Annotated in this window: 23 protein-coding genes; 4 read left to right on the forward strand and 19 right to left on the reverse strand. The window is 69.3% G+C overall.

Annotated elements, in window-relative coordinates; all coding sequences use genetic code 11:
* Nucleotides 1–4: 4 nt before the first annotated feature.
* The 5 genes from EPN29_09380 to galT all read right to left on the reverse strand — a co-directional run bounded on the left by EPN29_09380 (nucleotide 5) and on the right by galT (nucleotide 6,507).
* A complete protein-coding gene (locus EPN29_09380) occupies nucleotides 5–616 on the reverse strand; it encodes an FHA domain-containing protein (GenBank protein ID TAN32371.1) in 612 nt (203 codons plus the stop codon).
* A gap of 70 nt (nucleotides 617–686) precedes the next feature.
* On the reverse strand, nucleotides 687–1,520 hold the full coding sequence (locus tag EPN29_09385) for a hypothetical protein (GenBank protein ID TAN32372.1): 834 nt from the start codon (nucleotides 1,518–1,520) through the stop codon (nucleotides 687–689).
* Between the two features lie 520 nt (nucleotides 1,521–2,040).
* A complete protein-coding gene (locus EPN29_09390) occupies nucleotides 2,041–4,665 on the reverse strand; it encodes a hypothetical protein (protein ID TAN32373.1) in 2,625 nt (874 codons plus the stop codon).
* On the reverse strand, nucleotides 4,662–5,666 hold the full coding sequence (locus EPN29_09395; GenBank protein TAN32374.1) for a galactokinase: 1,005 nt from the start codon (nucleotides 5,664–5,666) through the stop codon (nucleotides 4,662–4,664). The genes EPN29_09390 and EPN29_09395 overlap by 4 nt, the downstream gene beginning before the upstream one ends.
* The gene (galT, locus tag EPN29_09400) at nucleotides 5,599–6,507 is read right to left on the reverse strand and encodes a galactose-1-phosphate uridylyltransferase (protein TAN32375.1); all 909 of its coding nucleotides are present in this window, start codon (nucleotides 6,505–6,507) and stop codon (nucleotides 5,599–5,601) included. The genes EPN29_09395 and galT overlap by 68 nt, the downstream gene beginning before the upstream one ends.
* 439 nt (nucleotides 6,508–6,946) lie before the next feature.
* Here galT and EPN29_09405 point away from each other — a divergent pair, with 439 nt between their 5' ends.
* The gene (locus EPN29_09405; protein ID TAN32486.1) at nucleotides 6,947–7,354 is read left to right on the forward strand and encodes a PaaI family thioesterase; all 408 of its coding nucleotides are present in this window, start codon (nucleotides 6,947–6,949) and stop codon (nucleotides 7,352–7,354) included.
* Here EPN29_09405 and EPN29_09410 read toward each other — a convergent pair.
* Genes EPN29_09410 through EPN29_09425 form a run of 4 tightly spaced genes read right to left on the reverse strand, consistent with a single transcriptional unit; the run spans nucleotide 7,351 to nucleotide 11,691 of the window.
* On the reverse strand, nucleotides 7,351–8,829 hold the full coding sequence (locus tag EPN29_09410; GenBank protein ID TAN32487.1) for a methyltransferase domain-containing protein: 1,479 nt from the start codon (nucleotides 8,827–8,829) through the stop codon (nucleotides 7,351–7,353). The two genes, EPN29_09405 and EPN29_09410, sit on opposite strands and share 4 nt — an antisense overlap.
* Nucleotides 8,830–8,879: 50 nt before the next feature.
* The gene (locus EPN29_09415) at nucleotides 8,880–9,794 is read right to left on the reverse strand and encodes a J domain-containing protein (protein ID TAN32376.1); all 915 of its coding nucleotides are present in this window, start codon (nucleotides 9,792–9,794) and stop codon (nucleotides 8,880–8,882) included.
* 56 nt (nucleotides 9,795–9,850) lie between these two features.
* Nucleotides 9,851–10,819: a metallophosphoesterase gene (locus EPN29_09420; GenBank protein ID TAN32377.1), complete on the reverse strand. Its 969-nt coding sequence runs from the start codon at nucleotides 10,817–10,819 to the stop codon at nucleotides 9,851–9,853.
* The gene (locus EPN29_09425; GenBank protein TAN32378.1) at nucleotides 10,471–11,691 is read right to left on the reverse strand and encodes an MFS transporter; all 1,221 of its coding nucleotides are present in this window, start codon (nucleotides 11,689–11,691) and stop codon (nucleotides 10,471–10,473) included. The genes EPN29_09420 and EPN29_09425 overlap by 349 nt, the downstream gene beginning before the upstream one ends.
* 91 nt (nucleotides 11,692–11,782) lie before the next feature.
* On the opposite strand from EPN29_09425, the gene EPN29_09430 reads away from it, so the two are divergent.
* Both EPN29_09430 and EPN29_09435 read left to right on the forward strand, forming a co-directional pair.
* On the forward strand, nucleotides 11,783–12,577 hold the full coding sequence (locus tag EPN29_09430; GenBank protein ID TAN32379.1) for a hypothetical protein: 795 nt from the start codon (nucleotides 11,783–11,785) through the stop codon (nucleotides 12,575–12,577).
* Nucleotides 12,577–12,954: a DUF2089 domain-containing protein gene (locus EPN29_09435; GenBank protein ID TAN32380.1), complete on the forward strand. Its 378-nt coding sequence runs from the start codon at nucleotides 12,577–12,579 to the stop codon at nucleotides 12,952–12,954. Before EPN29_09430 ends, EPN29_09435 begins: the two co-directional genes overlap by 1 nt.
* Nucleotides 12,955–12,966: 12 nt before the next feature.
* Here the strand turns inward: EPN29_09435 and EPN29_09440 are convergent, their stop codons facing one another.
* From EPN29_09440 to EPN29_09470, 7 genes are all read right to left on the reverse strand, one after another.
* Nucleotides 12,967–14,433: a hypothetical protein gene (locus tag EPN29_09440; GenBank protein ID TAN32381.1), complete on the reverse strand. Its 1,467-nt coding sequence runs from the start codon at nucleotides 14,431–14,433 to the stop codon at nucleotides 12,967–12,969.
* A gap of 136 nt (nucleotides 14,434–14,569) precedes the next feature.
* A complete protein-coding gene (locus EPN29_09445; protein TAN32382.1) occupies nucleotides 14,570–15,556 on the reverse strand; it encodes a thiamine pyrophosphate-dependent dehydrogenase E1 component subunit alpha in 987 nt (328 codons plus the stop codon).
* Nucleotides 15,556–17,013, reverse strand: coding sequence for a hypothetical protein (locus EPN29_09450; protein ID TAN32383.1), 1,458 nt, complete (start codon nucleotides 17,011–17,013; stop codon nucleotides 15,556–15,558). Before EPN29_09450 ends, EPN29_09445 begins: the two co-directional genes overlap by 1 nt.
* Entirely contained in the window at nucleotides 17,010–17,546 is a 537-nt protein-coding gene (locus EPN29_09455) for a 3-isopropylmalate dehydratase small subunit (GenBank protein TAN32488.1), read from the reverse strand. Before EPN29_09455 ends, EPN29_09450 begins: the two co-directional genes overlap by 4 nt.
* 61 nt (nucleotides 17,547–17,607) lie before the next feature.
* Nucleotides 17,608–18,897 (reverse strand): 3-isopropylmalate dehydratase large subunit, encoded by a 1,290-nt coding sequence (locus EPN29_09460; GenBank protein ID TAN32384.1) that lies wholly within the window; start codon nucleotides 18,895–18,897, stop codon nucleotides 17,608–17,610.
* Between the two features lie 5 nt (nucleotides 18,898–18,902).
* Complete coding sequence (locus EPN29_09465) at nucleotides 18,903–19,934, reverse strand: isocitrate/isopropylmalate dehydrogenase family protein (protein ID TAN32385.1); 1,032 nt, start codon at nucleotides 19,932–19,934, stop codon at nucleotides 18,903–18,905.
* A gap of 2 nt (nucleotides 19,935–19,936) precedes the next feature.
* Nucleotides 19,937–21,466, reverse strand: a complete 1,530-nt coding sequence (locus EPN29_09470) for a benzoate-CoA ligase family protein (protein TAN32386.1) — start codon at nucleotides 21,464–21,466, stop codon at nucleotides 19,937–19,939.
* On the opposite strand from EPN29_09470, the gene EPN29_09475 reads away from it, so the two are divergent.
* A complete protein-coding gene (locus EPN29_09475) occupies nucleotides 21,465–21,839 on the forward strand; it encodes a DUF393 domain-containing protein (GenBank protein ID TAN32387.1) in 375 nt (124 codons plus the stop codon). The two genes, EPN29_09470 and EPN29_09475, sit on opposite strands and share 2 nt — an antisense overlap.
* Before the next feature lie 53 nt (nucleotides 21,840–21,892).
* Here EPN29_09475 and EPN29_09480 read toward each other — a convergent pair whose 3' ends face one another.
* The 3 genes from EPN29_09480 to EPN29_09490 form a co-directional block, all read right to left on the reverse strand.
* The gene (locus EPN29_09480; protein ID TAN32388.1) at nucleotides 21,893–23,470 is read right to left on the reverse strand and encodes a long-chain-fatty-acid--CoA ligase; all 1,578 of its coding nucleotides are present in this window, start codon (nucleotides 23,468–23,470) and stop codon (nucleotides 21,893–21,895) included.
* A gap of 16 nt (nucleotides 23,471–23,486) precedes the next feature.
* Nucleotides 23,487–23,816 carry a hypothetical protein gene (locus EPN29_09485; protein ID TAN32389.1) on the reverse strand — a complete coding sequence of 110 codons (330 nt, stop codon included), beginning with the start codon at nucleotides 23,814–23,816 and terminating at the stop codon, nucleotides 23,487–23,489.
* An 83-nt stretch (nucleotides 23,817–23,899) separates the two neighbouring features.
* A complete protein-coding gene (locus tag EPN29_09490; GenBank protein TAN32390.1) occupies nucleotides 23,900–25,933 on the reverse strand; it encodes a sodium-translocating pyrophosphatase in 2,034 nt (677 codons plus the stop codon).
* Nucleotides 25,934–25,989 lie beyond the last annotated feature (56 nt).

Genomic DNA, 25,989 nt, shown 5'->3' on the forward strand with positions numbered 1-25,989 from the left:
CCCACTATGCCCCAAGGAGCGAGAATTGCACCGCGTTCTGGCCGATGGTGACACGGTCGCCGTGGTTGAGCTCCTTCTCCTGGACCGGCTCTCCGTTGACGAGCGTCCCGTTGGTGCTCCCCAGGTCGACGATCCAGAACTGCTCGCCGCGGCGCTCGACGCGGGCGTGGTGGCCGCTGGTCGCCGGGTCGCGCAGGATGAGGTCGTTGTCCGGCGAGCGACCCAGGCGCAGAGCGTGGTCGCCGGCACGGTAGGTGTGGCCGGCGTCGGGACCGGCTTCGATGACCAGTTCCGCCTCCGCGCCGGCACCCGGGATCGCCGCGGCGAACGGCGGAGTCGTGCCGCTGATGGCCATGGTCTGGGCCACGGGATCGGGCGCGGCCGGCGGTGGCGGTGGCGGTGACCACGCCGGCATCAAGGTCGTGGACTCGCGGGCGGCGGCGGCCGCCTCGGGGGTCATCGTGGCGGCAATGTCGGGAATCATCGGTTCGGCCACGGCTGGGGCATCGGATGCGGCAGCTGCGGCGGGCGCTGCGGCTTCGGGCTCGGCTGCCGGCAGCGCGGCTTCGGGCTCGGCCGCCGGTGTGGCGCCGGTCGATTCCGGCTCAGCGGGCATCGGAGCCACGGCCCACGAGGGCGCCGCCGGCGCCGGTGCGCTCCAAGCCGGAGGCGATGCGGGGCCAGGCTCAGCCGGAGGCGCCACCGGTGCCGCCCATGACGGCGCCGCGGGGGCGGCGGGCTCCTCGGTCTTGGGTACGTCCCACGCCGGAGGACCGGCCGGTGCCGGCGGTGCTCCCCAGCCGGGCTCCGCCGGCCCCGCCGGCGCGGGCTCGTTCCAGGAAGGCGCCACCGTGGGCGCCGGCGACGATGCGGCGGGCGGCGGTACGCCCCAATCGGTCGAGGCCGGCGCCGACGGCGTTGAGGCGGTCGATCCCGGCGCGTCCCACGACGGGGTGGCCGGTGCATTCCACGAGGGCGCGGCCGGCGCGGCGGGCCGCGGTGGCCCGGCGGCCGGCGGTGCGGGCGGTGTTTCGGGGGCGCCCCATGACGGGGCGGGGGCGGCAGTTGCCGCCGGAGCGCCCGATGCCGGCGCGGCGGGTGCGGGCGGCTTGGAGGCCGCGGGGGGCGGGACTGGTGCCGCCGGAGCGCCCCATGACGGCGCGGCGGGTGCGGGCGCGGGTGCGGGCGGCGTGGAGGCCGCGGGGGGCGGGACTGGTGCCGCCGGAGCGCCCCATGACGGCGCGGCGGGTGCGGGCGCGGCGGGTGCGGGCGGCGTGGAGGCCACGGGGGGCGGGACTGGTGCCGCCGGAGCGCCCCATGACGGCGCGGCGGGTGCGGGCGGCGTGGAGGCCACGGGGGGCGGGGCTGGTGCCGCCGGAGCGCCCCACGCAGGGGCGGATGCGGCCGGAGCGGCCGGAGCAGCCCCCCATGACGGCGCAGGTGCGGCTGGAGCGGTCGGCGCAGCGCCCCATGACGGCGCCGCCTGACCAGGGGCCGCCGGCGCGGAGGGCGCGCCCCACGTGGGCGCGGGCGAGGCCGCCGGCGCAGCCGGAGGCGATCCCGCCGCGGGTGATGCCGGAGACCCCCAGGTCCCCTGGCTCGGCTTCGCCGGCGATGCGGCGGGTTGATCCCAGCTGGGTGACGACGGTACGGCTACGGTCGGCGCGACGGGACTGGCCGGCCTGGCCATCGGCGGGGGCGCCCATGTCGATGCCACGCCCGCGGTGTGATTGGCCGGTGAGGCGGGCCGCACCGGCGGAGCTGACCTCTTGCCCCTGCGCCGCCTGCGTGCCCGGAGATAAAGAATGGCGGCGAACAGCGCCGCCACCGCCAGGATGATGTCCGCATATTCAACTGGCATCCGGTGGACAGCCTCCCTTTCGCCGAATCCGGCTATGTATCAATCACTTAAAAACCAAAGCGCGGCGATGTGCCGGCACCCGCGTAGTGCAGAAGTATGGCACCCGAAATAGTCGAGTCAACTCAACTGAGCCTAACTCGTCGGTCGACGGATCGCGAGCGCCTCCGAGCTTCGGGACGCTAGACGTCCACTGTGCCTTCGATGACCAGGCGACCCGACGCCACGCCGGGCACCGTGATGTCGGCTTCGAGCGAATGCCCACCGATGCCGAGCCGTTCGCCCGTGACCACGTGCACGACCATGCGCCTTCCAAGCGGCATGTCGAGCCGCCTCGGAAGCGGCGCCCGCCCGGCATGCGTTTCGATCTGCAGCTGATGGCGACCGAGGACGACGCCGTCGAGCCGTAGGCCGGTGACACCCACCAGCACGGCCGTCCTCGTGCGGTTCTCGAGCTCGAAGCTCATCCCATCCCGTTCCGGTCGCAGGCTCTGCACGTCGGCGAGCCGCTCGGCGAGATAGCGCGGTATCTCCGGACGCGGACGCGGTGGTGGGAGCCTCGATGTGACTGCGAACCGCAGCTCGGCACGATCGACCACGCGGCCGGACATGATCAGCGACGCCTCGAGCTTGTAATCGCCCTCGGCCTGAAGCGGGAGGCTCAAGCTCGTCGCGCTGACCGCCGGTTCGAACGCGGTGGGGACCTCGACCTCGGCCACGCCGGAATACGACTTTTTCTGCATCGCATCACGCAGGCGGCCGATGCCGCGGACTCCCGATGCGCGCTCGCGAGTCAGCGACCACCTCACCGACCCCGGTCCGTACACATCGGCGTCGTCGTTGACGATCACGAGCCGCGCCGCGAACGGGACGTCCGGGTTCTGCAGGATTCCAAACGGCCGCCCGGGCTCGAACGCCAGCGGCTCGATGATCACTCGCGTCGGTTTGAACGCCTGGCCCAGCGCCTCGAGCGCGAGCTTCGGCCGCCGCGCGCCGTCCATCAGTCCGAAACCGATGGCTGGAAAAGGGTCGACGAGGTGATACGCGAAGGCGCCCCAGCACGACTCGAACTTCCGCGTACGCAGATGCTCGGCCGCGAGACGGATCACCTCGGCCTGGTACCTCTGCGACTCCTCGACGTAAGGCTCAAGCCCCTGATGCGCGGAGGGCAGCCCGACACCACGCTCTGCCCAGTTGACGGGTTGAAAGCCGGCGTGGCGCCACGCCGGCTCGTCGTCGGCCACCGGCCACCGGGCGTCGATCGACTCCCAGACCGGTGAATCGGCCGCCGGTAGCGACTGCGCGCCGAAAGCGGTGACCATTAAAGGCTCGACCTGGGCGAGGTCGCGCCATGAACCGGCCGCCCAGCCCAGCATCAGATGCAGGTCGACCTCCCCCGAGGCGGCCAGCGCGGGCCGGCTCGGGTCGAGGCGCTCGAACGAGGCTTTGAGGTCCTGGTCGATCGAGTGGTTCTGCCGCACCGCGTGGACCTCGCCGAGGTCGGAGTTGGTGGCGAGCCACGGCGGATCGTCGTGCGCGATCCAGAGCGCCACAGAAGGGCGGTTGTGGAGCAGCTCGACCATCTCGGCCTGCTGCTCGCGGACCACGTTCTCGAAGAACCGTGAATCTTCGCCGCGCGCGTGATAGGCGTACGTGCCGGTCAGCGGCAGGTCCTGCAACACCAGCATCCCGGCCGCATCGGCGCGACGATAGAAATCTTCGGGGAGCACGTTGGCGACGACTCGCAGCGCATCGAGGTTGGCCCGCTTGGCGATTTCGATGTCGTCCCGCATCCGTTCGGGCGTGAGCTCGTCGAGCCGGTGCGACGGCACGTAGCAGGCCCCCCGAAGAAACATCGGGCGTCCGTTGACGGCAAGGCTCCAGCGGCGCGGTCCGATCTCCCAGGCCAGCTCGCGGAAGGCAAACGTGTCCTCGACGCGGGCCGACTCGACGCCGTCAGAGGTGCGCGCGATGAGCTCGGCCCGATACACATGCTGCTCGCCCAAACGCCACGGCTCCCATCTCCGGGCGCCAGTGAACGCCAGCCGCATCGCGACCGTCTGCTCCATCCCGCCGCCGAGGCGCACCTCGCGCCGCAGGCGCAGCGGCTCGCCGGCGCCGCGGCCTGGCGCCGGCACCACCAGCTCGACCTCGCCTTCCATCTGGCGGCCGTCCAGGTTCCGCAAGCGCGCCTCGACCTCCAGGCGCCCGTCGCCCGCCTCGAAGCCGGGCTTCAGTCGCATCCAGTCGATCGTGATCGACCCCACGTACTCGAGCTCGACCGGCCGCCACAGCCCCACCGGCACCTCCAGGCGATACGGCTCGGGAAGGCTTCCGTACGCCGACGCGGGATATGGCTTCAGGTCTCCGTCGTTGAACAGCCCCATCATGTGGCGCTTCTTGTCGGGCTCGCTCTCGAGCGGCGATTCGCAGCAGATGACCAGCAGGTTCTCCGCTTTCAGGTAAGGCGTCAGGTCGAATCCGAACGGGGCGAAGTATCCGTAGTGAGAGCCGAGCAGCTTGCCGTTGAGCCAGACGTTGGTGGCGAGGAATGCGCCGCCGATACGAAGGACGACGCGACCGGCGTGGTCGGGCCGCGGAAACTCGGTTCGGTACCAGACCGCCTGCCGGCCCTCGTGCGCGACGAGCTGACGCGGCACCTCGATCGGTTTCCAACCCGTTCCCCTGCCGATCGTCAGCCGCTCCGCCTCGCCCTCGCCCAGCGGCATCCACAAGGCCTCCCATCCGCTCAGCTCGCGGATTCCAGCCGAACGTTGTGACATCGGCAGGAACAGGCAGTTGCTCATGCCGGCGCTCGCTGCGCCACGAACGCGCCGTCGGCGGTCGGGCAGAAGAGGATCGCCCGCCCCATCGAACCGGCGAAGGCGTGCTCCTGACCGCGTTCGACAAGTGCGAGGATGCTGCCTCCGAAGCCCCCGCCCATGATGCGTGCGCCGTAGCAGCCGGGCGAAGCCCAGGCCCTTTCGACCAGTCCATCCACAGTCGGCGTCGACACCTCGAAATCATCGCGGAGGCTTTGATGCGACTCTTTCAAGAGCCGGCCCACGCTCGCGAAGTCGCGCCGCTTCAGGGCCTCGACGAACGCATGCACGCGCGCGATCTCCGAATCCACATGCCGCCGGCGCTTCGGTTGGCCCGCCTCAGCCTCACGCCGGCGTTCGTTGTAAGGCGTGCGCGCCAAGGAGCGGTGCTCGCCCGAATCGATGACGGCGATGGCGAGCTCATCGGGAAAAGGGATGACCTCATATTCGAGGGTGGCGCAGTCGAGCAGGAGCGCGTGGCCGCGCCGCCCCAGCGCCGACGCGAAGTGGTCCATCACGCCGACCTGGACTCCGGTCGCATGCTGCTCCGCGCGCTGGCATGCGAGCGCCGCCCGCTGGCCGTCCATCTCGGGCCGCAGCCCGACCGCGAGCGCGACCAGGAGGGCGGCCGACGAGCTGATGCCTGCCCCCGGCGGGACGTCGGATGTCACGCGCACCGCCTGCGCCGCCGCCCCCAGCTCCTCGCCGATGGCGCGAACGTAGGCGAGGCCGGTCTTGACGTTGCTTTCGATCGACCATTCGCCGGCCGGCCGGCCAACCACCTCGACGTGACGGTCGACGGCCGCGGGCAGGACCAGGCCGCCCAGGTAATCAACATGCTCACCGATCAGGTTCACACGGCCGGGAGCCCGCCCGCGCCAGGCGTCGAGGCCCCCTCCCGCCGGCAAGGGGTCCGGTCTAAAGCCCACGTAGCTCCGCGGCGGCGTCCTCGGCGCGAGCGTCGAGGATGAATGCGCCCGCCCCAAGCTCGGAGCCGGCGAGAAACTTGAGCTTGTCGCGACTCCGGTTCGGCGGGTAGAACTCGACATGGAAGTGGTGTGGCTTCCGGCCGCGCCCGGGCGGTCTCTGGTGCATCGCCATCACGTACGGAAGCGGGCGGTCGAAAAGGCGGTCGTACTTCTGGAGCAGGCCCTTGAGCGTGCGCGCGAGCGATTCGTCGTCGGCCGCATCCAGGTCGGCCAGGCCGCCGCGATGCCGGACCGGCGCCAGGTGGACCTCATAAGGCCAACGCGCAAACGAAGGCACGAAAGCGATCCAGCGCTCATCGCGCAACACCGTTCGCCCTCCACTCTGCTCGCCTTCGATGACCTCGCAATAAAGGCAGCGCCCGGTCTTGCGCATGTGCCGGGACTCGGCGCGCAGCTCACGCTGGATCACCGGCGGGACGAATGGGTACGCGTAGATCTGGCCGTGCGGATGGCTGAGGGTGACGCCGATCGCCTCGCCTCGATTTTCGAAGATGTAGACGTACCGGACGCTCGGCAGCCGTCCGAGCTCCTCGGTCCGATCTCGCCAGACCTCGATCAGGTCCCGGATGTGGTCCACCGTCTGCTCGCCAAGAGACGAATCGTGCACCGGCGTGTAGCACACGACCTCACATCGCCCCTGCTCGCCCGTGTAGGCAGGGAAGCGGTTTTCGAAGACCGCGATGTGATAGTCGGGCTCGGGGATCTCGGTCTCGGCCTCCCCCGGCCGGGTGGGACACAGCGGGCAGTGGTCGGCGGGCGGGTGATAGGTCCGGTCCTGGCGCCACGGCGCGACGGTCACCCACTCCTCCAAGAGAGGATGCCAGCGAAGCTCGCTCAAGCCTTTTCGTAATAGATGAGGTGGCGGCCGTCGGGTTTCCGAACCACGCGCCTGTTCAAGCGGCTCCTGGTCTTGCGGCGGGGCATTGAGGCCAAAGTCTAGGGGGATCGGGCTTCCGCCCCAGGGGCCCGCTGGTAGACTCCACGGCGAAGTTCACTGCCCGCGGGGCAAAGGAGGTGAGGCGGAACCTTGGATATACCGAGTCGCGGTGCCAACCGCCTCGTTTGCCAGCCGGGAGCTCGGGAGGAAGTGAGCCTCTAGGGCTTCCAATTTCCCAATCCGGCTCCTGGAGTCGGAGGCGGAAGCACTGCGAACGTCGATCAACGAGGGCCGGGTATACCCGGCCCTCGGCTTTTGCCGGCGATCAGGGAGAATCTTGGCGGTGAGCCAGGACTTCTCGACTCGACTCAACGAGCTGCCCGAAGGCTGGCTGCAGGCGATGGGCGTGAACATCACGCTCGCCACCCAGGACGAGGTGCGCGCCGAGCTGACCGTCGGCCCCGAGCACCTTCAGGGTTACGGGATCGTCCACGGCGGCGTCCACTGCGGACTGATCGAATCCCTCGCTTCGATCGGGGCTGCGCTCTTCGCGCTGCCGCGCGGTCAGTCCGTGGTCGGGCTGGAGAACAACACCAGCTTCGTGCGCGCCGTGCGCTCAGGCGCCAGGCTGCATGCGGTCTCGACGCCGATCACCCGCGGTCGTCGCACGCAGGTGTGGGAGGCGCGAGTGCTGGACGAGCAGGAGCAGGTGGTGGCCACCGGGCGGGTACGCCTCCTGTGCCTGGAGTCTGATCAGGCGCTCGCCGGCGAGCAGGTCAGAGGCGTCCTGCATCCCGGCAAGGGTTAGCGTCCGGCGACGTAGCTGAAGATGATCTCGTCGATCAGGCGCTCGACCGGCGCCAGGTCGTCGGTGAACACCTGGCCGTGGTAAGGGGACACGCGCAGGCGGCCCTCCCCCACCGCGCTCGTCGCGATGGAGCGCGCCAGCGGCTCATCGATGAGGCCCAGGTTGTGCTCGACGTCGGCGACGGTGGCCGGCTGGGTGGAACCGTAGACGAGGGTGTTGCTGAACTCCGGCACGTCGACGAGGAAGACGCTCGGGTAGACGGCGGCCATCGTGCTGGCGATGGCGTCGACGAGCCGGTAGTCGGTGGGCGTACGGCCGGCGTTCACCACCGCCACGCCACCCGGTTTCAGATGGCTTTTCACCTCGCTGAAGAATTCGCGGGTCGTGAGATGAAACGGGATGTAAGGCTGCCGGTAGGCGTCGAGCACGATGACGTCGTACGCACCCGCCTGCGTGCCGAGCCAGTACCGCGCATCCGCCGCGACCGCATGGATGTTGGGTTCGTCGAGATGGAAGTAGCGCCGCGCCACGTCGAGGATCTCCGGGTCGATCTCGACGCCGGTGATCTCGACCTGGCTGCCGAAGGCCGCGGTGTACTCGCGCGCGGCCGTGCCGCCGGCGAGCCCCAGGATCGCGACTTCCCGCGGTTCCGGCTCGGTGGCCTGCGCCGGCCGGAACGAATCCGCGATCACCATGTAGTCCCACGGCCCGCGGGTGAGCAGGTTCTGCGAATCGTAGATCGAATGGATGGCCTCGCCTTCATTGAGGATGAGCTCGGTCTTGGTCCCGTCCCGCACGACCTGGATGTAGTGGTACGCGGACTCTTTTTCATAGACGAGCGTTCCGACCTGTGGCGGCTTGATGCCTGAAGGCAGCAGGATCCACGCGAGGACGACGACCAGCACGAACAACGCATAGAGGCGGCGTCGCGGCCACAGCCCGACGACTGAGACGGCGACCAGCACCAGGCCGAAACCCTCGAGCGTCGGGCGGGTGCCATAGCTGGGAATGAACCAGAAGACCGGCAGGAAGGTGCCGAGGATGCTACCCGCGGTCGAGAGCGCGTAGACGCGCCCCGCCGTGTTGCCGCCCGTGGCGACGTCTTTGAGGAGCAGGCGGATGGCGAAAGGGCTGACGCAGCCGAGCAGGATCACCGGCACCGCGAACAGCAGAACCACCGCCAGCAGGGTTCCCGCCACCAGGCCGACGCTGAAGTCTCGGAATCCTTGCTGCGAGGCGAGCAGGATCGGATAGCTGACGAGGGGAATCACGCCGATCCAGAGTCCCGCCCACGCCGTGACCTGGTACAGGACCTCGTCTCGGGGATGCCGGTCGGCCAGCCGGCCGCCGATGACGTAGCCCGCGGAAAGATAGATGAGGATGAGACCGATCAGCACCCCCCAGACATAGAGGCTCGTGCCGAAGTAGGGCGCCAGAAGCCGGGCGGCGCCGAACTCGACGCCGAGCGAGGCCATGCCGGACACGAAGACGAGGGGGAGGAGCAGCCGGCGTGACCGCGGGCTCGTCAGATGGGTTGCTCTGCCGCCCACCGGCGCGTGCGCTCGTCCATCGGCACCGGCAGATGGACCCGCACCTCCACGTACAGGTCGCCCACCGGGCCGCCCCTGGGGTCGGGGAACCCGAGACCGCGCAGGCGGATCTTCGTCCCGTTCTGCGTCTCCGGCGCAACGTTGAACTGGACCTGGCCGCCTTTCAGCGTCGGCGCGGCCACCTCACCGCCGCGGAGCGCGATGTGCAGCGGCACCGGCACCGAGACGCGGAGATCCTTGCCATCGCGGTTGAAGACCGGGTCGGGCGCCACCTGGACTCGGGCGCGCAGGCCGGGCACGCGCAGCACGGTGCCCTCCTTCACGCCGGCTGGGACCTTGACCTCGACGCGCCGCCCGCCCGGCAGCTCAACCGTCCGGCTCGCGCCCTTGTAGATCTCGGCGAGGCTGACCGTGATCGGCACTTCGAGGTCCGTGGGCTGCTGACGGGCTCGACCCCGCGAGCCGCCGCCGAAGATCGACCCGAAGATGTCGCCGATGCCTCCGCCCGTCTCGCCGAAGAGGTCCTCCATCTCCTCCGGAGTCACCGTCCGGTACTGCACGCCCGGACCGGCGTCCGTGCGATAGCCGAATCCCTCGCCCGGCGCCGGCCTGGCGCCTGCGGGTGCTCGACGGACGCCGGGCTGCACGCCGGCGGCTTCGGCCGCCGCCCAGTCGGGACCGAACTCGTCGTACAGCCGCCGCTTCTTGGCGTCCGCAAGCACGTCGTACGCCTGCGACACTTCCTTGAAGCGCGCCTCGGCCTGCTTGTCGCCCGCGTTCAGGTCCGGGTGGTGCTTGCGCGCGAGCTTGCGGAAGGCGGATGTGATCTCCTTCTGGCTCGCCGTCCGCGGCACGCCCAGCAACTCGTAGTGGTCTTTGGATCTAGGCATTCACACCTTCCTTTACCCGCTTCAGGTGGCTCACGAACCCTGACTCTAGCGAGTGGCTACAGCTCTATGACCGCGGGTACGATCGCCGACCCGCTGATCTCGAGGATGCCGATCGACGGCGCGGGATGGCTGCGTATGTGGCGCGCCACCTGGAGCCAGCACCATTCGAACCAGCCGGGCCGTTGGGCCAGGCGGCGCAACACCGTCTCCGGATTCCACTGGTGCACGCCGCCGGGGTTGAAGACCAATGTTCCGTCGATCGTCTCGATGCTTGCGCGGTGCGTGTGGCCGTAGACGATCAGATCGGCTCCGGGGAAGCGGCGATGCAGCGCTCGCGGCAGACCGGCATGCGGGTGGAAATAGCCCAGGCTCAAGGTCCACAGCAGCGTCTGCGGTTCCTCGATCCAGCGGCTGCGATGGCCGTGCACGATCACGATGCGTTTGCCTTCCACCGTGAGCTCGCGGCTCGCCGGCAGGGTGGTGAGCCCGCGGTCGTGGTCGCCGCGCACCGCCTCGACGGGCGCGATGCGCTGGAGCGCCGCGATCGTCTCCCCGCCGTCGACGTCCCCCGCGTGGAGGATCAGGTCGACCCCGTCGAGGACCTGGAAGATGCGATCCGGAAGCCGGTCGATGAACTCCGGGCAGTGGGAGTCCGCGACCACGCCGACGCGGGTGGTCACGCGGGCCGGATCTGGACCGCGGCCGGGGGCAGCGTCAGGAGCACGATCAGAGGCGACAGGCTCAGCGCCGCCGCGATACCGAACACCACCGGCTGACCGGCGCCGAATGCCGCCGCTCCCAGCAGCGGGCCGGCGACCCCGCCGATGTAGAACGGGAACAGGATCTGACCGAGGACGGCGCCGCGCCGCTCGGGGCTCACGCTCGCGGCCATCACGGCCATGCTGGCGGTGAGGATGGCCGCGGTGAAGACGCCGTTGGCGAACAGACCGAGGCCGAAGACCAGGAGCTCGTGGCTGAGTCCGGCGACGGTCAGCGCCAGGGCCGAGGCCACCGCGGTGAGGCACAGCACCCGCACGTGTCCGAACCGGGGCATGACGACCCCCCACAGGGCCGAGGCGATCGCCTGCCCGAGCCCCACCCCGGACAGCACGACACCGACGGCGGTCACCGTGTCGCTCGGCGCCAGCCGTGCGATGTAAATGGGGGCGTAGGGCAGGACGGTCCACAGCCCGATCTGGGAGAGGGCGGTGGCGAGGAACAATCGCCAGACCAGCGGCCGGCTGACGATTTCGTCCAGGGCGCCGCGCAGGAGGCTGAGCACGCGAAGGTCCGCCGGGCGCGGATGGGCGTCCTCCCGCATGAGGATCACGAGCAGACCCGTCATCAGCACGGATAGAGCGGCGTCGAACAGCAGCATGCCCCGGATGTCGACCCGGTGGACGAGAAAGGCTCCCAGGATGGGTCCCACCGCCCGGCCGGCCGGCGAGCCCGCGCCCACGATGCCGACCGCCAGAGCCAGCCGCTGCTTGGGGGTCGTCGACGCCTGGACTGCGAGCATGACCCCGGTGTTGCCGAGGATGAACCCGTTCAACGATCGGAACGCGAGCGCCATCCACGGCGTCGTCGCCAGCGCCCAGCCGGCGAAGATGACCGCCTCCAGTGCGGCGCTGCGGACGATGATGAGCTTGCGGCTGTAGCGATCGGCGAGCACACCCCAGAACGGCGCCATCGGGAGGGCGAGGATCCAGCCGAGGCTCGAGATCGCCGCGATCCAGCCGGGCACCTGCGCCGCCGGCACGTGCAGCTCGCGCAGGTACAGAGGCGTGTAGGCGGTCAGCTGGTTCCACGACATGCTCTCGACGCAGGTGGTGGCGGCGAAAAGCGCCGCGACGACAGCCCAGCCGGCAGCCTTGGAGGTTCGGGCGGTGCTCTGCATCTGGGCGCTTAGATCTTATCTGGAGCTCGGATCTGAACGAATTTGCGGACAGTCTTGACAAATTGGCAAGGTCGCGTTATTAATCTAAACAATGAAGGACCAACAACGCGAGATCCTGAACCAGGTGGCGGCCGGCACGATCACCCCCGAGGAAGGCGCCGCCCGGCTTGAGGCGCTCGAGACCGCCGCCACCGCTAACGCCGACCCGGCCATCACCCCGCCATCCGCCCTCCCTGGCAGCTCCGCGACCCGCCAGGTCAAGGTGGTCTCGCAGATCGGCACCGCCGAGATCGTCGGCGACCCCAGCGTCGCCTATGTCATCGCCGGCGGGCCGCACCGCGCGCGCCAGGAGGGCGAAACGATGGTCATCGACCACCTGCCGCTCGACGAGGCCGGCAACTTCTCGTTCGGGCACGGCGGCGAGCGCCGGTTCGTCATCAACGGGTTCGACATCCAGCGCCGCAAGCTGACGGTGCGCATGAACCCCGACCTGGCGCTGATCGCCAGCGTCCAGGCCGGGAACGTCCGGGTCGATGGCGTGCACGGTCCCATCACCGGCGAGGTGCAGGCCGGCAACTGCAAGATCCTCGACTTCCGCGGCCCGCTCGACCTGGTCGTCCAGGCTGGGAACGTCTCCGCCAGCGGCCGCCTCGACCGCGGCGCGAGCAGGGTCCGCTGCGAGATGGGCTCGGTCAAGGTCAATCTGGAACAGGGCTCGAGCGTCCGCATCACCGCCCGTACCACCCTGGGCAAGGTCGGCATCGAGGGTGCGGGAAGCGAGCGCGCCCGCGTCGGACAGTCAGGCAACGATGTGACCATCGGCTCCGGCGCCGCCACACTCGACGTCGAGTGCACGATGGGCAACGTCAAGGTGACCGCGGACTGATGGCGCGCGACCGCGGGCGCCGTCCGCCCCTCAACTGCCCTGTCTGCAACGCAAGGCTGGCGCTGACCCGGCTCAGCTGCCCGGCGTGCGACACCGAGCTGTCGGGGGGATTTGCGACGTGTGAGTTCTGCGTGCTCGCCGACGAGGACCGTGAGTTGCTGCGGGTGTTCCTCGCCTCACGCGGGAACATGAAGGACCTCGAGCGCCACCTCGGCGTGAGCTACCCGACCGCTCGCGCGCGTTTCGACGCTCTGCTGATCAAGATCGGCATCGACCGCCTCCCGGCTCCGGCCCCCACGCGGGTCGAGCTGATGGAGCAGGTCGCGCGCGGCGAGATCGACGTCGCGGAGGCGCTCAAGCGCCTCGAGGCGAGCTGAAGCCGGTAGGACCTATGGGATGCCGGCGGCCGCCAGCCCGGCCGCGTGGGCGGCGCTCGCGTCGGCACCGGCGTCCAGCGCCTGCACGGCCGCGGTCGCAAAACCGTGCGCCCGCTGCTGGTCGAGGTTGAGGTCGATGTTCGCCAGCGAGAACCAGGCACAGTAGGTCTGGCGGCCTGACGAGACCGGGGCCGGAGGCCGGCTCATCGCCGCCGTCGCCCACTGCACGGCCACCGACACGTCCTGGCCGCCGGCCAGGGCCTCAAACGCGCCCTGGGCCGCCGCGTGGCACGCGTTCGCCGGAGCGCCCCCGCGCTTCGCCCAGGCGAACCATTCCGCGTAGGAGCGGTCCTCCGGCGTCGGGCCCTCATTGGCGGGGCCGGCCTTTGGCCCCTGCTCGACCACCTCCCACGCCGGCTTGCTGCTCCGGCCGGCGGCCGGCGGCTGGGCGGCGTCCGGCTGGGACGGGGGGGCCGGCGGGGCAGGCACAGCGGGCGACGCCGGCATGGGTGCCGCAGGTTGAGGCGCCGCGGGTTGAGGCGCCTCGGGCTGAGACACCACCGGCTGCGGCGCCACCGGCGCGGCGGGCTGAGGCGACCAGGCCGGGGCCGGCGACGGCTGGGCCGCCGCGGGCTGGGCGGGCGGGTTGGATTCGATGTGGATCCGTGGCGCCCACGATGGAATCGCCACCGAGGCGGGCCAGTCGACCTCGAGGCCGGCGGCGGCGGGTCGGGCAGGGGCGGCAGAGGTTGGCGCCCAGGCGGGCGCCGCCGCGGGTGCCGATGCCATGGCGGGTAGCGCCGGCTCGGGCGCCGGGGCGGCTACCGTCTCACGGTCCCCAAGCTCGCCCGCAGGTTTCGCCTCGGCGGGCTCCGCCGGCTGGAGTGCCGGCGGGACCGTGTCCGGCGTCGAACCGAAGTCCAGCGGCCAGCTGGGAATCGCCTCCGCTCCCGGCATGCCGGCCGGCTCGGCGACCTCCTCGCTGATCGTCGACCCCGGGGGCCACGCCGGCATCGCGTGCTCGGTCGGAGGATCGGGAGGCCAGAGGTCCTTCGCGGCCGGGGGTCCACTCGATGCCGCGGCGGCCGGCGGCTGGGTCGGTGCCGGTGGCTCGGTCGCGGCCGGTGGCAGGGTTGGCGTCGCTGCCTCGGTCGCTTCGGGCTGGACCGCGGGCGTGTTCTCATCGACGGCCCCGCCGGCCGGGGCCGGGACGGTCCTGGCCCACGAGGGGGAGGTCTTCTGCATCGGCCGCGCCGGCAGGGGATCGGTGTCGTCCGCGGCCTCCGCGGGCGGCTCGGTCTGAGCCCACTCGGGATTCGACTCCTTCTCCATCGGCAGCGCCCGCTGCGGCTCGCCTTCTGAGGCCGAGCTGACGACACCCGGCGACGCGATCGGCTCGGAATCGGCTTGGTCTCCGTTCCCAGGTGCCGCCACATGGATGGTTTGCGCCCACACCGGCGTGGTCTCGCTCGTGGGCACCGCCGGAACCAGTGGCTCGGGCTCGCCTTCCGGGCTCGGCGATTGGGGAGGTGGCTCTGCTTCGGGCTCCAAGTCGAGGTCAGTCTAGCTTTGCGACCACGGCCTCGCCAACTCCTGGCCGCTCTTCAGCCGGACTTCAGGCGAAGACGTTGGCCAGCGCATCCTCCGGGAGCGGGTCCGGCTGCCGCTCCGCCCAGTCGGCTGCCTCCGACGCCTCCCGGTCGCAATCCGCCTGCACCCGAGCCGCGTCCTCCGCTTGGATCCAGCCCCGCTCGATGAGCCAGGTCGTGAAGCGGGAGATCGGATCGTGGGCGGACGCCTCCTCGATCTCCTCTTTGGTCCGGTACTTGAGGTGGTTGTCCTCAGACGTATGCGAGTTGATGCGCCAGATCTTGGCGTCGATCAGCGTCGGCCCCTCGCCCCGGCGTGCGCGCTCGACCGCCTCCCGGCAGACCGCGTAGCAAGCCGGAACGTCCGTGCCGTCGACCGTCACCCCCGCGATCGCGTAGCCGGCAGCGCGGTCCGCCACGTTGGGATTCGCCATCTGCAGCCGGATCGGCACCGAGATCGCGTAACTGTTGTTCTCGCAGACGAAGACCACGGGGAGCCTGTGGACGGCGGCGAAGTTGACGCCCTCATGGAAACCGCCCTGGCTGGTGGCCCCATCACCGAAGGTGCAGAGCGTCACGGAGCCTTCACCCCTGAGCTTGGCCGCGTACGCGATGCCCGACGCCTTCGGTATCCAGGACGCGACCACTTGCGACACCGAGGCGATCTTCAGAGCCCGGTAGCTGTAGCAGCCCCCGGGGATGTTGCGACCCGCCGAGAGCGGATCAGCCGCCTTGGCGAAGACGGCCAGCATCCATTCCTTCATGGTCAGGCCGCGGACCAGCGAGTTCGCGAGGCCGCGGTAGTGCGGGACGAGCCAGTCGTCGGGCCCGAGCGCGGCGGTCGACGCGACCTGGATCCCTTCGTGTCCGCGGCTCGAGCCGACGAACGGCGCGCGCCCCTGCTTGACCAGGATGTGCATGCGGTCGTCGAGCGCTTTCGCCATGCACATCCAGCGATGGAGCTGGAGGTATAGCTCACGCATCGCGGTGTCCGCGCGAGTGGTCGTGGCCATCACTCCTGGTGATCCTTGGCCAGCGCCCGCGCGATGTCAACCACCTCGTCCGCCGTCAGGCCCATGCGATTGAGGTGATCGTAGTACCGGCGGTGGAAGTCTGAGAAGTCGCTGTGCTCGGCGCGCTCCTCGCGGATGCGCTTGACCTCCGTGAGCACCCTCGCCACCAGCTCCGGCTCCGGCCTGATGCCCGCATCCCGCAGGGCGTGTTCGATCACCAGCGCGCCCGAGTGCTTGCCGTATACGTACCCGACCTCCGCGCCCATGTCGGCGGGCGGCAGGAACTGATAGATGGCCGGATGGATGAGCATGCCCGCGGTGTGGATGCCCGACTCGTGGGTGAACACGTTCAGGCCGATGCCCGGCTCGGTCGGCTGCACCGGGATGCCGCTGACCTTCTCGAGGTGGCGCGCCAGCGTGCGCAGCTTCTCGTACTTGAAATGCGGGATCTCGATGCCGAACAGGTATCGGAGCTGCAGCAGGACCTGGTGCATCGGCGCGTTGCCGGTGCGCTCGCCGATGCCGTTGACGCTGGTCGTGAAGACCTCGGCGCCCGAGCCGAGGGCCATGACCGTGTTCCAGGCGCCCAGGCCCAGGTCGTTGTGGAAGTGCACGACCAGCGGGGCTTCGGGCGCCGCCGCCTTGATCGCCGGGATGTACTCACGGACCGCGAAGGGCGAGTAGCAGCCGACCGTGTCGGGAGTCGACGGCCGCGTGCCGCCCGCCCTCAGACCTTCGCGGTGGATCTCGGCGATGTAGTCGACATCGGCGCGGCTGCCGTCTTCCCCACCGAACTCGATCGAGCGCGCGCCCTGCTCACGCGCATACCGGATCGCCTCGCACATCATCCGGAGGTTGGCGTCGCGGTAGTACGCGACCGGCAGCTCGAGCCACTCGGATTCCGGGATGCCCTCGCGGTGGAGCAGCGTCTTGCCGAGCTTGTACTTGACGTGAAGGTCCGACGCGGACGTGAAGATGAAGTACGTGACCTCGTCACGCTCGTGGCCGAGCGAATCGATGACGCGCATGGTCGCGTCGATGTCGCCTTTGGTCGAGCGCATCATGCAGACCACCTCGAGGTCCTCCCGCAGCTCGCCGCGCCTGCGACCCTCGAGCACGAGCCGCAGCGTTTCACGCTCGCTCTCGGAGACCGAAGGGAAACCGACGTCCATGATGTGGACGCCGATGTCTGACAGCATGCGGGCGAGCTGGTACTTCTCCTTCGGGGAGATCGCCACGCCCGGCATCTGCTCGCCATCGCGAAGCGTGTCGTCGTAGACGCGGATCTTGCCCGGCGGCGGGAACTGAAGGTCGTGGGCGAAGTGCTTCGGATCTCGAGCCAGCTCCTCCAGCGGCTCCTGCAGTTCGACCTCACCTCCCGCCACCCGCCGGGGTCCCGGCGCGTCTGCGCGGGCGCGGACCTTGGGGCCGGAGTGGGGGCGTTGGCCGGCCCTCATCCGCGCGCGGCTGTCGACCCCCGCCGCTCTTCCAGTCGCTTCCGCACCCACGGCACGAGCCCGCCCATGTGCAGCAGCTCGTTCATGAACTGCGGAAACGCCTCGCAGCGGTACTCGTCGCCCTTGGTGAAGTTGCGGACGATGCCCTCTTCCAGGTCGACCTCGAGCTCATCACCTTCGGCCACCGCCTCCGCCGCCTGCGGCGACTGCAGGATGGGATAGCCCATGTTGACGGCGTTGCGAAAGAAGATCCGCGCATAGGAATCGGCGATGACCAGCGAGATGCCGGCGCCGCGGATCGCCACCGGCGCGATCTCGCGCGACGAGCCGCAGCCGAAGTTGGAGCCGGCGACCATGATGTCGCCTGGCGCCACCCTCGCCGCCCAGCCGTCTCGGCCCGGCACCCCCTCCATGGCGTGCCTGCCGAGCTCCTTCTCGTCGAGCGAGTAGATGGCGTACTTGGCCGGGATGATCTGGTCGGTATCGATGTTGGCGCCGAACGTCCAAGCTCGGCCGCGCAGGACCTTGGGCAAGGTCACCGAGCACCCTCTCTAGGCTCGCCGGGGCGGGTCGGGGTGAGAGGACTCACTCTGCTCACGCGATTCCCGCCGGCATCTTCTTCAGCACTTCGCGCGGGTGGGTGATCACGCCGGTCACGGCGCTCGCCGCCGCCACAGCCGGGTTGGACAGGTAAACCAGGGCCTTGGGGTGGCCCATCCGGCCGGGGAAGTTGCGGTTCGTCGTGCTCAAGCACACCTCCCCCTCACCCAGCACGCCCATGTGCCCGCCCAGGCATGCACCGCACGTCGCCGTCGTCCACGCCGCGCCCGCGGCGAGAAACGTGCGGATCAGCCCCTCCTTCTCGGCTTGGATCGCGACCTGGTGGGATGAGGGCGTGATGATCAGGCGCACGCCGGGCGCGACCTTGCGGCCCTCGAGCACTGCGGCGGCGCGGCGCAGGTCGGTGATTCGCGAGTTGGTGCACGAGCCGATGAACACCTGGTCCAGCTTCGTCCCGGCGACGTCGGACAGCGGCGAGTAGTTGTCCGGCGACATCGGCTTGGCGACCCCGAGCTCGACTGACTCGGCGTCGAACTCGAACACCCTCTCGTAGTTGGCGTCAGGATCGGAGGTGACCGGCGTGTAGGGACGCTTCGCGCGCCCGTCGAGATATTCCCTGGTCACCTCGTCGAACTCCATGATCCCGTTCTTGGCGCCCGCCTCGATGGCCATGTTGGTCATCGTCAGCCGTGCCTCCATGTCGATGTGGCGCAGGGCTTCGCCGGTGTGCTCCATCGCTTTGGAGCGCGCGCCGTCGACGCCGATCTGACCGATCACATAAAGGATGAGATCCTTCGCCTCCACCCATTCCTTGAGCCGGTTGTGGTAGACGAACTTGAGGGTCTCGGGCACCCGGAACCAGAGCTCTCCGAGCGCCAGCACGCAGGCGAGGTCCGTGGATCCGATGCCGGTCGCGAAATTGTTGAGCGCGCCGTAGGTGCAGCTGTGCGAGTCGGCGCCGACCACCAGCTCACCCGGCAGCACCAGGCCGTTCTCGGGCAGGACGGTGTGGCAGATGCCGCCCTGGCCGACCTCGAAGTACCACTTGATCCCCATGTCGCGCGAAAACTCGCGCGTCAGGCGGCCGAGGGTCGCGCTGGCGGCGTCCTTGGCGGGTTGGAAGTGGTCCTGGGTCACCGCCACGCGATCGGGGTCCCAGATCTTCTCGGCCCCCATCTGCTCACGCATGATCCTGCCCGCCGGTGGAATGGTCAGGTCGTGGCCCATCGCGAAATCGACTTTGGCCAGGATCAGGTCGCCCGGCGCCACGCTTTCGCGTCCGGCTCCGCGAGCCAGGATCTTCTCGGTCATCGTCATGCTCATCGCGATCAGTCCTTCAGGCGTTTTACGACCGCGTCGCCGCACTCCCCCGTCGAAAGGTTGCCACCGATGTCGCGCGTGCACGCTCGCGCGCGGATGGCCGACTGGACCGCACCTTCGATCGCTTCCGCCATGTCGGGATGACCCAGGTGTCTCACCATCATAGATGCGCTCAGGATCGCCCCCATGGGGTTGACGACGCCCTGCCCGGCGATGTCCGGCGCCGTGCCGTGCACCGGCTCGAAAAGCCCACGCATGCTGACCGGGTTGATGTTCGCCGACGGAGCTATGCCCATGCCGCCGATGAGCTCGGCGGTGAGATCCGAGAGGATGTCGCCGAACAGGTTGCCCGTCACGATCACCTCGAACTGGCTCGGATCCTTGACCAGCTGCATCGCCGCGGCGTCGACGAGAAGGTGGCGAGCCTCGACCTCGGGATGCTTGGCGGCGATCGCCTTCCAGCGCTCCTGCCACAACCCTCCCGCGTACGTCATGGCGTTGGACTTGTCGACCATCACCAGCTCGCGGCGGGCGACCTGGAACGCGTGCTCAAGGATGCGCGTCACGCCGGCATAGGTGTTGAGGTCCTCCTGGATCGCGACCTCATTCTCGGTGCCCTTCTTGAAACGGCCGCCCATGCCGACGTAAAGGCCCTCGGTGTTCTCCCGCACGACCAGCAGGTCGACCGCGCGCCGGTCCTCGCGCCGCAGCGGCGACAGACGGTCGTCATAGAGCCTGGCCGGGCGCAGGTTGACAAACAGGTCGAGCTCGAAGCGAAGCCGCAGCAGGACCCCGGTGAGGTAGCTCGGATCCGCGACCCTCGGGTCGCCGACGGCGCCGAAGAGAATCGAGTCCGCCCTCTCGAGCTCAGACCAGACCTGGTCGGGGATGGCGACGCCGGTGCGCATGTAGGCGTCGGCGTTGACGTCGAACTCCTCGAACTCGAAGTCCGCGCCCACCGCGCGCAGCACCTTGATGGCTTCGGGAACGACCTCCTTGCCCACGCCGTCGCAGGGCAGGACGGCGATGTGCCTGGACACGATCAGGCCTTGGCCGGGGCGGGCGCGGGCTCACGCAGCTTGAAGCGCTGGATCTTCCCGGTCACGGTTTTCGGCAGCTCGGGTACGAATTCGATGAGGTGAGGGTACTGGAAGCGCTGGAGTCGCGACTTGCAGTGCTCCTGCAGCTCGGCCACGAGGGGATCGCCGGGAGCGGCGCCGCCCTTGACGATCACGAAAGCTTTGATCTTCGTGAAACCCTCCACGCTGATGCCCACGACGGCGCTCTCCCCCACCGCCGGATGCTCGAGCAGGGCGGCTTCGATCTCGATCGGAGAGACCCACAGGCCGCCGACCTTGATCATGTCGTCGGACCGGCCCTCGTACCAGTGGTAGCCGTCCTCGTCCACTCTGTAGCGGTCGCCGGTGAAGAACCACTCGCCGACGATCGAGCGCTTGGTCTTCTCGTGCTGAGCCCAGTAGAGCGCAAGCGCGCTGTCGCCTTTCACGTACAGGTCGCCGGCTTCACCGCCGGAGACCGGACGGCCCTGGTCGTCGAGGATCTTCAGCTCGTAGCCGGGGACCGGCTTGCCGCTCGAGCCCGGCCGCACGTCGTCGAGCCGGTTCGAGCAGTAGATGTGGAGCAGCTCCGTCGAGCCGACCCCGTCGAGGATCGTGAGGCCGAAGGCGTCCTTCCATCGCCGCCAGACCTCGGCCGGCAGCGCTTCGGCCGCCGCGACGCAGTGGCGTATCGAAGACAGGTCACGGTTGCGGGCGCCTTCGAAGTTGAGGATCGCGTTGTAGAGCGTGGGCGCGGAGAAGAAGAGGGTGGGCCTGCGCTTCTCGATGGTGTCCAGAACCGTGGCCGGGGTGTGGCGACCCGCGTGAAGGACCGTGGCCGCACCGACCCAATAAGGAAAGGTGAGGTTGTTGCCGAAACCGTAGGCGTGGAAGAGGCCGGTGGTCGAGAAGGTGGTGTCGCGCTCCGTGATCCCTAGCACCTGCTCGGCGTACGTCACGCAGGTGTACGGAATGTCGTGCTGGAGGTGCACCACCGCCTTCGGCTTGCCGGTCGAGCCTGAGCTGTACAGCCAGAAGGCCATGTCGTCTCGGCGGGTCGGCGCGGCGGCGACCTCGGGGCCGGGGGCGGTCCGGTCGACGCGCAACAGGCGCGGCGGGTTGACGGCGCGATCCACGGCCGCGCGGAGCTTGGCCTCGGTGTTGCCGTCCACCGCCACGACTCGGGCGAGCGAGTCGTCAAGGTAGTGGTCGTAGTCCTCGGAGTGCTGGAGGAGCGGGTTGACCGGGACGGGGATGGCGCCCAGGCGGATCGCGCCCAGGAAGGCGGCCACCCAGCCAGGGCTGTCGTAAGCCACCAGCAGGACACGCTCCTCGCGGCGCACCCCCAGCTCGTGGAGGGCGCGCGCGGCGCCGCACGCGAGGTGGTGGAGGTCGCCGTAGGTGAGGTCTTCGGCCGCCGAGTGGATCGCCACCTTGTTCGCCCGACCCGCTCTCAGGTTGCGGTCGAGGAGGTCGGCCCCGACGTTGTAGCGGTCCGGCAGGTCCTCGCCCATGCGTCGCATCAGTTTAGATAGCCACGTGGGCGATGACCGGCTGGTGCTCGTGTACGACGGAGAGTGCGATTTCTGCGGCCGGCTCGCGACGTGGGTGGCGAGGCACGACAGGCGCGGCCGGTTGGTGGTGAAGCCCAACCAGGAGATCGGGCTCGTGGAACAGCTCGGGCTCAGTCGTGAGGAGGTGGACCGGGCGTCGTGGGTGATGGGACCCGGGGGGCAGAAGCTGGAGGGGGCGGCGGGGATCAGCCGGGTGCTGAGGGAGCTGGGGGGCTTTTGGGGCTGGCTCGGGGCCATCTACCGGGTGCCGCCGATCGCGTGGGTCGAGGACCGGTACTACCGGAGGGTGGCGAGAAGGCGGGGGTGGTGGTGACGAGCGTCGAGGCAGGCCGAAGCGACCGTTGCCGGCGGTGAGGGCCCCGGCGGTCACTGCCTGACGAGCCCGGGGGCGCCTTTTCTCAGCACGAACTTCTGGATCTTGCCCGTGGCCGTCTTCGGCAGCTCGTCCACGAAGGTGACGCTGTGGGGGGCTTTGAAGTGGGCGAGCCGGTCGCGCGTGTAGGCGATCAGCTCAGGCTCCGTTGCGCTCGCGCCCGACTTCAGGACGACGAACGCATGCGGCGCCTCTCCCCACCTCTCGTGCGGCAGGCCGACGATCGCGGCTTCCTGCACCGCCGGGTGACGCAGCAGGACGCCCTCGACCTCCACGGATGAGATGTTCTCGCCGCCGCTGATGATCACGTCCTTGATGCGGTCTCGGATCTCCACGTAGCCATCCGGGTGCATGACCGCCGCATCTCCAGTGTGAAACCACCCGTCCCCCATCACCTTCTCGGTGGCTTCGGGGTCCCGGTAGTAACCCTCCATGATCACGTTGCCGCGGAACACGATCTCGCCGAGAGCCTGGCCGTCAGCCGGGACGTCGTTCGCGCTGCTGTCGACCACGCGCAGCTCCCCCGCGGTGATCAGCTCCACACCCTGGCGTGCCTTGATGACGGCGCGTTCCGAGGCCGGCTTGCTCCGATGCTCCGGGCGAGGCTCGCAGATGGTCAGGAACGGCGACGTCTCCGTGAGCCCGTAGACCTGCGTCACCTCCCAGCCGAACTCTCCTTCCAGCCGTTCGATGGTGGCGGCGGCGGGCGCTGCGCCCGCGGTCACCACCTCGACGCCGGGCGGCACGTCTCCCCGCACGTCCGCCGGTGCGTTGGCGAGCGCGATCAGGATCGTGGGCGCGGCGCACAGCCACCCGACGCGCTCCTTGCGGATCAACTCGAAGACTCGTGGCGGTTCCACTTTCGGCAGGCAGATGTGCGTCCCTCCCACCGCGGTCACGATCCACACGAACGTCCAGCCGTTGGCATGGAACATCGGCAGCGTCCACAGGTAGCGGTCGTCGACGCCCATACGCAGGTGCACCAGGGTGCCGACGACATTGGCCCATGCATTGCGATGCGTGATCATCACGCCCTTTGGCCTGGCCGTCGTGCCGCTCGTGTAGTTGAGCGACAGGAGGTCGCCCTCGTCGATCTCGGGTCGCTCGAATTCCGGCCCCGAGCCGGCGAGGAGGGCGTCGTACCCAAGCCAACCATTGCGCCCGCCCGCCTCGCCCAGGACGACGAACCGCTCCACTCCGCCGAGCTGGTCGCGGACGCCGTCGACCGCCGCCACGTAGTCCGGGTGGACGCAGAGCACCCTGGCGCCCGAGTGCGAGGTGATGTAGACGAAGTCCTCGGCCGTCAGCCGGTAGTTGATCGGGACGACCACCGCGCCGAGCTGCGGCACCGCATAGAAGGACTCGAGCTGCTCATGGGTGTTGGGGGCGATGTACGCGACGCGGTCACCCTTCTTCACCCCCATCCCCTGCAGCGCCGCGGACCACCTGTCGCACCGATCGAAGAACCGCTCGTACGTCAGGCGCAGGTCCCCGTCGACGACCGCCTCGCGATCCCCATAGAGCTTCCTCGAGCGACGCGCGAACTCAAGCGGCGTGAGCGGGGTCTCCATCTGCGCCCTCCCGTGTTCATGAGTTGAGCAGCAGCGCGAAATCCGTGGTCTTGATGCCGCCCACGAACGCGCTGTGCGCCTTGGGTTCCAACTCCACCGATCGCTCGTACACGAACGCGTAGACATTCTCGAGCGTCCAGTCGCCATAGCCCTGGATCCGCAGCCCGTACCTCAGGCCTTCGTCCTTCCACCCCCGCTGGAACAGATCCGTGACGCGAGTGTAGATCGCCTTGAGGATCTCGAGCTGCATCGACAGCTCGGCTATGGTCTTCGGGTCGCCTTCCGCCGCGACCAGATGGTCGACCTGGGCCTCGAGGTCGGCGATCTCCTTCTGGTAGTCGTCCACCCTCACGACGAGTCTACCCCCGGCCACAGGCCTGGCGAGAGCCCTCGACGACGACGTCGTCGAGGGCTTCCTGCCGGGTCTCTCTAATGAATCAGGTAGTGGGTGGCGACCGAGCCGGCGATCAGGATGGCGATGATGTTGACCACCTTGATCATCGGGTTGATGGCGGGCCCGGCCGTGTCCTTGTTGGGGTCGCCGACGGTGTCGCCGGTGACGGCGGCCTTGTGCGCCTCCGAACCCTTGCCCCCCAGATGCCCTTCCTCGATGTACTTCTTGGCGTTGTCCCAGGCCGCGCCGCCGCTCGTCATCTGAAGGGCCAGGAACAGGCCGGTCACGATCGCGCCGAGCAGCATGCCGCCGAGCGCTCGCGGGCCGAGGATGAAGCCGACGGCCAGGGGCGCGACCACCGGGATGATGCCGGGCAGCACCATCTCGCGCTGCGCGGCGGCGGTGACGATGCGCACCGCGGTGCCGTACTCCGGCTTCCCGGTGCCCTCCATGATGCCCTTGATCTCACGGAACTGCCGCCGCACCTCCTCCACCACCAGGCCGCCGGCACGCCCGACGGCGAGCATGGCGAGTGAGCCGAACAGGAACGGCAGGATGCCGCCAAGGAACAGGCCGACGATGACGCGCGGGTCCGACAGCTCGAACGTCTCGGCGTGCCCGGCGCGGGCGAGCTCCTGGGTGTACGAGGCGAACAGGACGAGGGCGGCCAGGCCGGCGGAGCCGATCGCGTAGCCCTTCGTCACCGCCTTGGTCGTGTTGCCGACCGCATCCAGCGGGTCGGTGATGCCGCGGACCTCCTCGGGCAGGTCCGCCATCTCGGCGATGCCGCCCGCGTTGTCGGTGATCGGGCCGTACGAGTCGATGGCGACGATGATCCCAGTCATCGAGAGCATGGCCGTGGCAGCGATCGCGATGCCGTAGAGGCCTCCCAGCTGGTAGCTGATCAGAATGCCGACGCCGATCACCGTCACCGGCAGCGCGGTCGCCATCATGCCGATCGCCTGGCCAGCGATGATGTTGGTCGCGTGCCCGGTCACCGACGCCTTGGCGATGAGGTGGACGGGCCAGTACGCGGTCTCGGTGAAGAACTCCGTGATGGCCACGATCAGGACGGTGATCACGACGCCGATCAGAGCGGCGAAGAACAGGTTGTTGGGGTCGCTCACGCCGCCGCCGGCATGCAGGTACCCGTTCACGCGCATGTACTGCGTCACGAAGTAAAAGCCGGCGATCGCGATCCCGACGGCGACCAGCAGGCCCGCGTACAGCGCACCCATGATCCATCGAGGGTTGTAGATGCGGACAAAGAAGGTGCCGACGATCGACCCGACCACGCTCACCGCGCCAAGCAGCAGCGGGTAGATCACCCACCCGATCTGGTCCTTGAACAGAAGCGAGCCCAGCAGCATGGCCGCGATCATCGTCACCGCGTAGGTCTCGAAGAGGTCGGCCGCCATGCCCGCGCAGTCGCCGACGTTGTCACCGACGTTGTCCGCGATCACAGCCGGGTTTCGCGGATCGTCCTCGGGTATTCCCGCCTCGACCTTGCCCACCAGGTCGGCGCCGACGTCGGCGGCCTTGGTGTAGATGCCACCGCCCAGCCGGGCGAAAACCGAGACCAGGCTCGCGCCGAACGCAAGCCCGACCAGGGCGTCCGGGTTCTTGAACACGAGGTACGCGACGGACACGCCGAGCAGTCCGAGACCGACGACCATGAACCCGGTCACCGCGCCGCCCCGAAACGCGACCTGCAGCGCCTTGTTCAGCCCATTGCGAGCCGCTTCGGCGGTGCGCAGGTTGGACCGCACGGAGATGTTCATGCCGACGTAGCCGGCCGCGGCGGACAGGGCCGCCCCGATCACGTACAGGGCCGCGGTCGTCCAGCCGATCGCGAGCCCGATGACGATGGCGATGACGACACCGATGATCGCGATCACGGTGTACTGGCGGTTGAGATACGCGGACGCGCCTTCCTGGATGGCGGCTGCGATCTCCTGCATGCGCGCGTTGCCCGGCGGCATACGCAGGACCGCGAAGATCAGGATGACGGCGAAGACAACGGCGGCGACGCCACCGGCCGCGGCGAATAGAACGATGTTGGGGTCCATCTAACTGCGCAACCTCTCCCTCTTCACGCGGTCCGAAAGTTTTTGCCGCGGAGCGA

This window comes from bacterium, from assembly GCA_004299235.1.
Taxonomy (GTDB): Bacteria; Chloroflexota; Dormibacteria; order Dormibacterales; family Dormibacteraceae; genus SCQL01.

Bases quoted from the DNA above. Each gene is read 5' to 3' on its own strand.
- EPN29_09380 (TAN32371.1), bottom strand. From the start codon at position 616: ATGCCCGCTGAGCCGGAATCGACCGGCGCCACACCGGCGGCCGAGCCC.
- EPN29_09390 (TAN32373.1), bottom strand. From the start codon at position 4,665: ATGAGCAACTGCCTGTTCCTGCCGATGTCACAACGTTCGGCTGGAATC.
- EPN29_09405 (TAN32486.1), top strand. From the start codon at position 6,947: ATGGGCGTGAACATCACGCTCGCCACCCAGGACGAGGTGCGCGCCGAG.
- EPN29_09410 (TAN32487.1), bottom strand. From the start codon at position 8,829: ATGGCCTCGCTCGGCGTCGAGTTCGGCGCCGCCCGGCTTCTGGCGCCC.
- EPN29_09415 (TAN32376.1), bottom strand. From the start codon at position 9,794: ATGCCTAGATCCAAAGACCACTACGAGTTGCTGGGCGTGCCGCGGACG.
- EPN29_09425 (TAN32378.1), bottom strand. From the start codon at position 11,691: ATGCAGAGCACCGCCCGAACCTCCAAGGCTGCCGGCTGGGCTGTCGTC.
- EPN29_09430 (TAN32379.1), top strand. From the start codon at position 11,783: ATGAAGGACCAACAACGCGAGATCCTGAACCAGGTGGCGGCCGGCACG.
- EPN29_09435 (TAN32380.1), top strand. From the start codon at position 12,577: ATGGCGCGCGACCGCGGGCGCCGTCCGCCCCTCAACTGCCCTGTCTGC.
- EPN29_09445 (TAN32382.1), bottom strand. From the start codon at position 15,556: ATGGCCACGACCACTCGCGCGGACACCGCGATGCGTGAGCTATACCTC.
- EPN29_09450 (TAN32383.1), bottom strand. From the start codon at position 17,013: ATGAGGGCCGGCCAACGCCCCCACTCCGGCCCCAAGGTCCGCGCCCGC.
- EPN29_09460 (TAN32384.1), bottom strand. From the start codon at position 18,897: ATGAGCATGACGATGACCGAGAAGATCCTGGCTCGCGGAGCCGGACGC.
- EPN29_09475 (TAN32387.1), top strand. From the start codon at position 21,465: ATGCGTCGCATCAGTTTAGATAGCCACGTGGGCGATGACCGGCTGGTG.
- EPN29_09470 (TAN32386.1), bottom strand. From the start codon at position 21,466: ATGGGCGAGGACCTGCCGGACCGCTACAACGTCGGGGCCGACCTCCTC.
- EPN29_09480 (TAN32388.1), bottom strand. From the start codon at position 23,470: ATGGAGACCCCGCTCACGCCGCTTGAGTTCGCGCGTCGCTCGAGGAAG.
- EPN29_09490 (TAN32390.1), bottom strand. From the start codon at position 25,933: ATGGACCCCAACATCGTTCTATTCGCCGCGGCCGGTGGCGTCGCCGCC.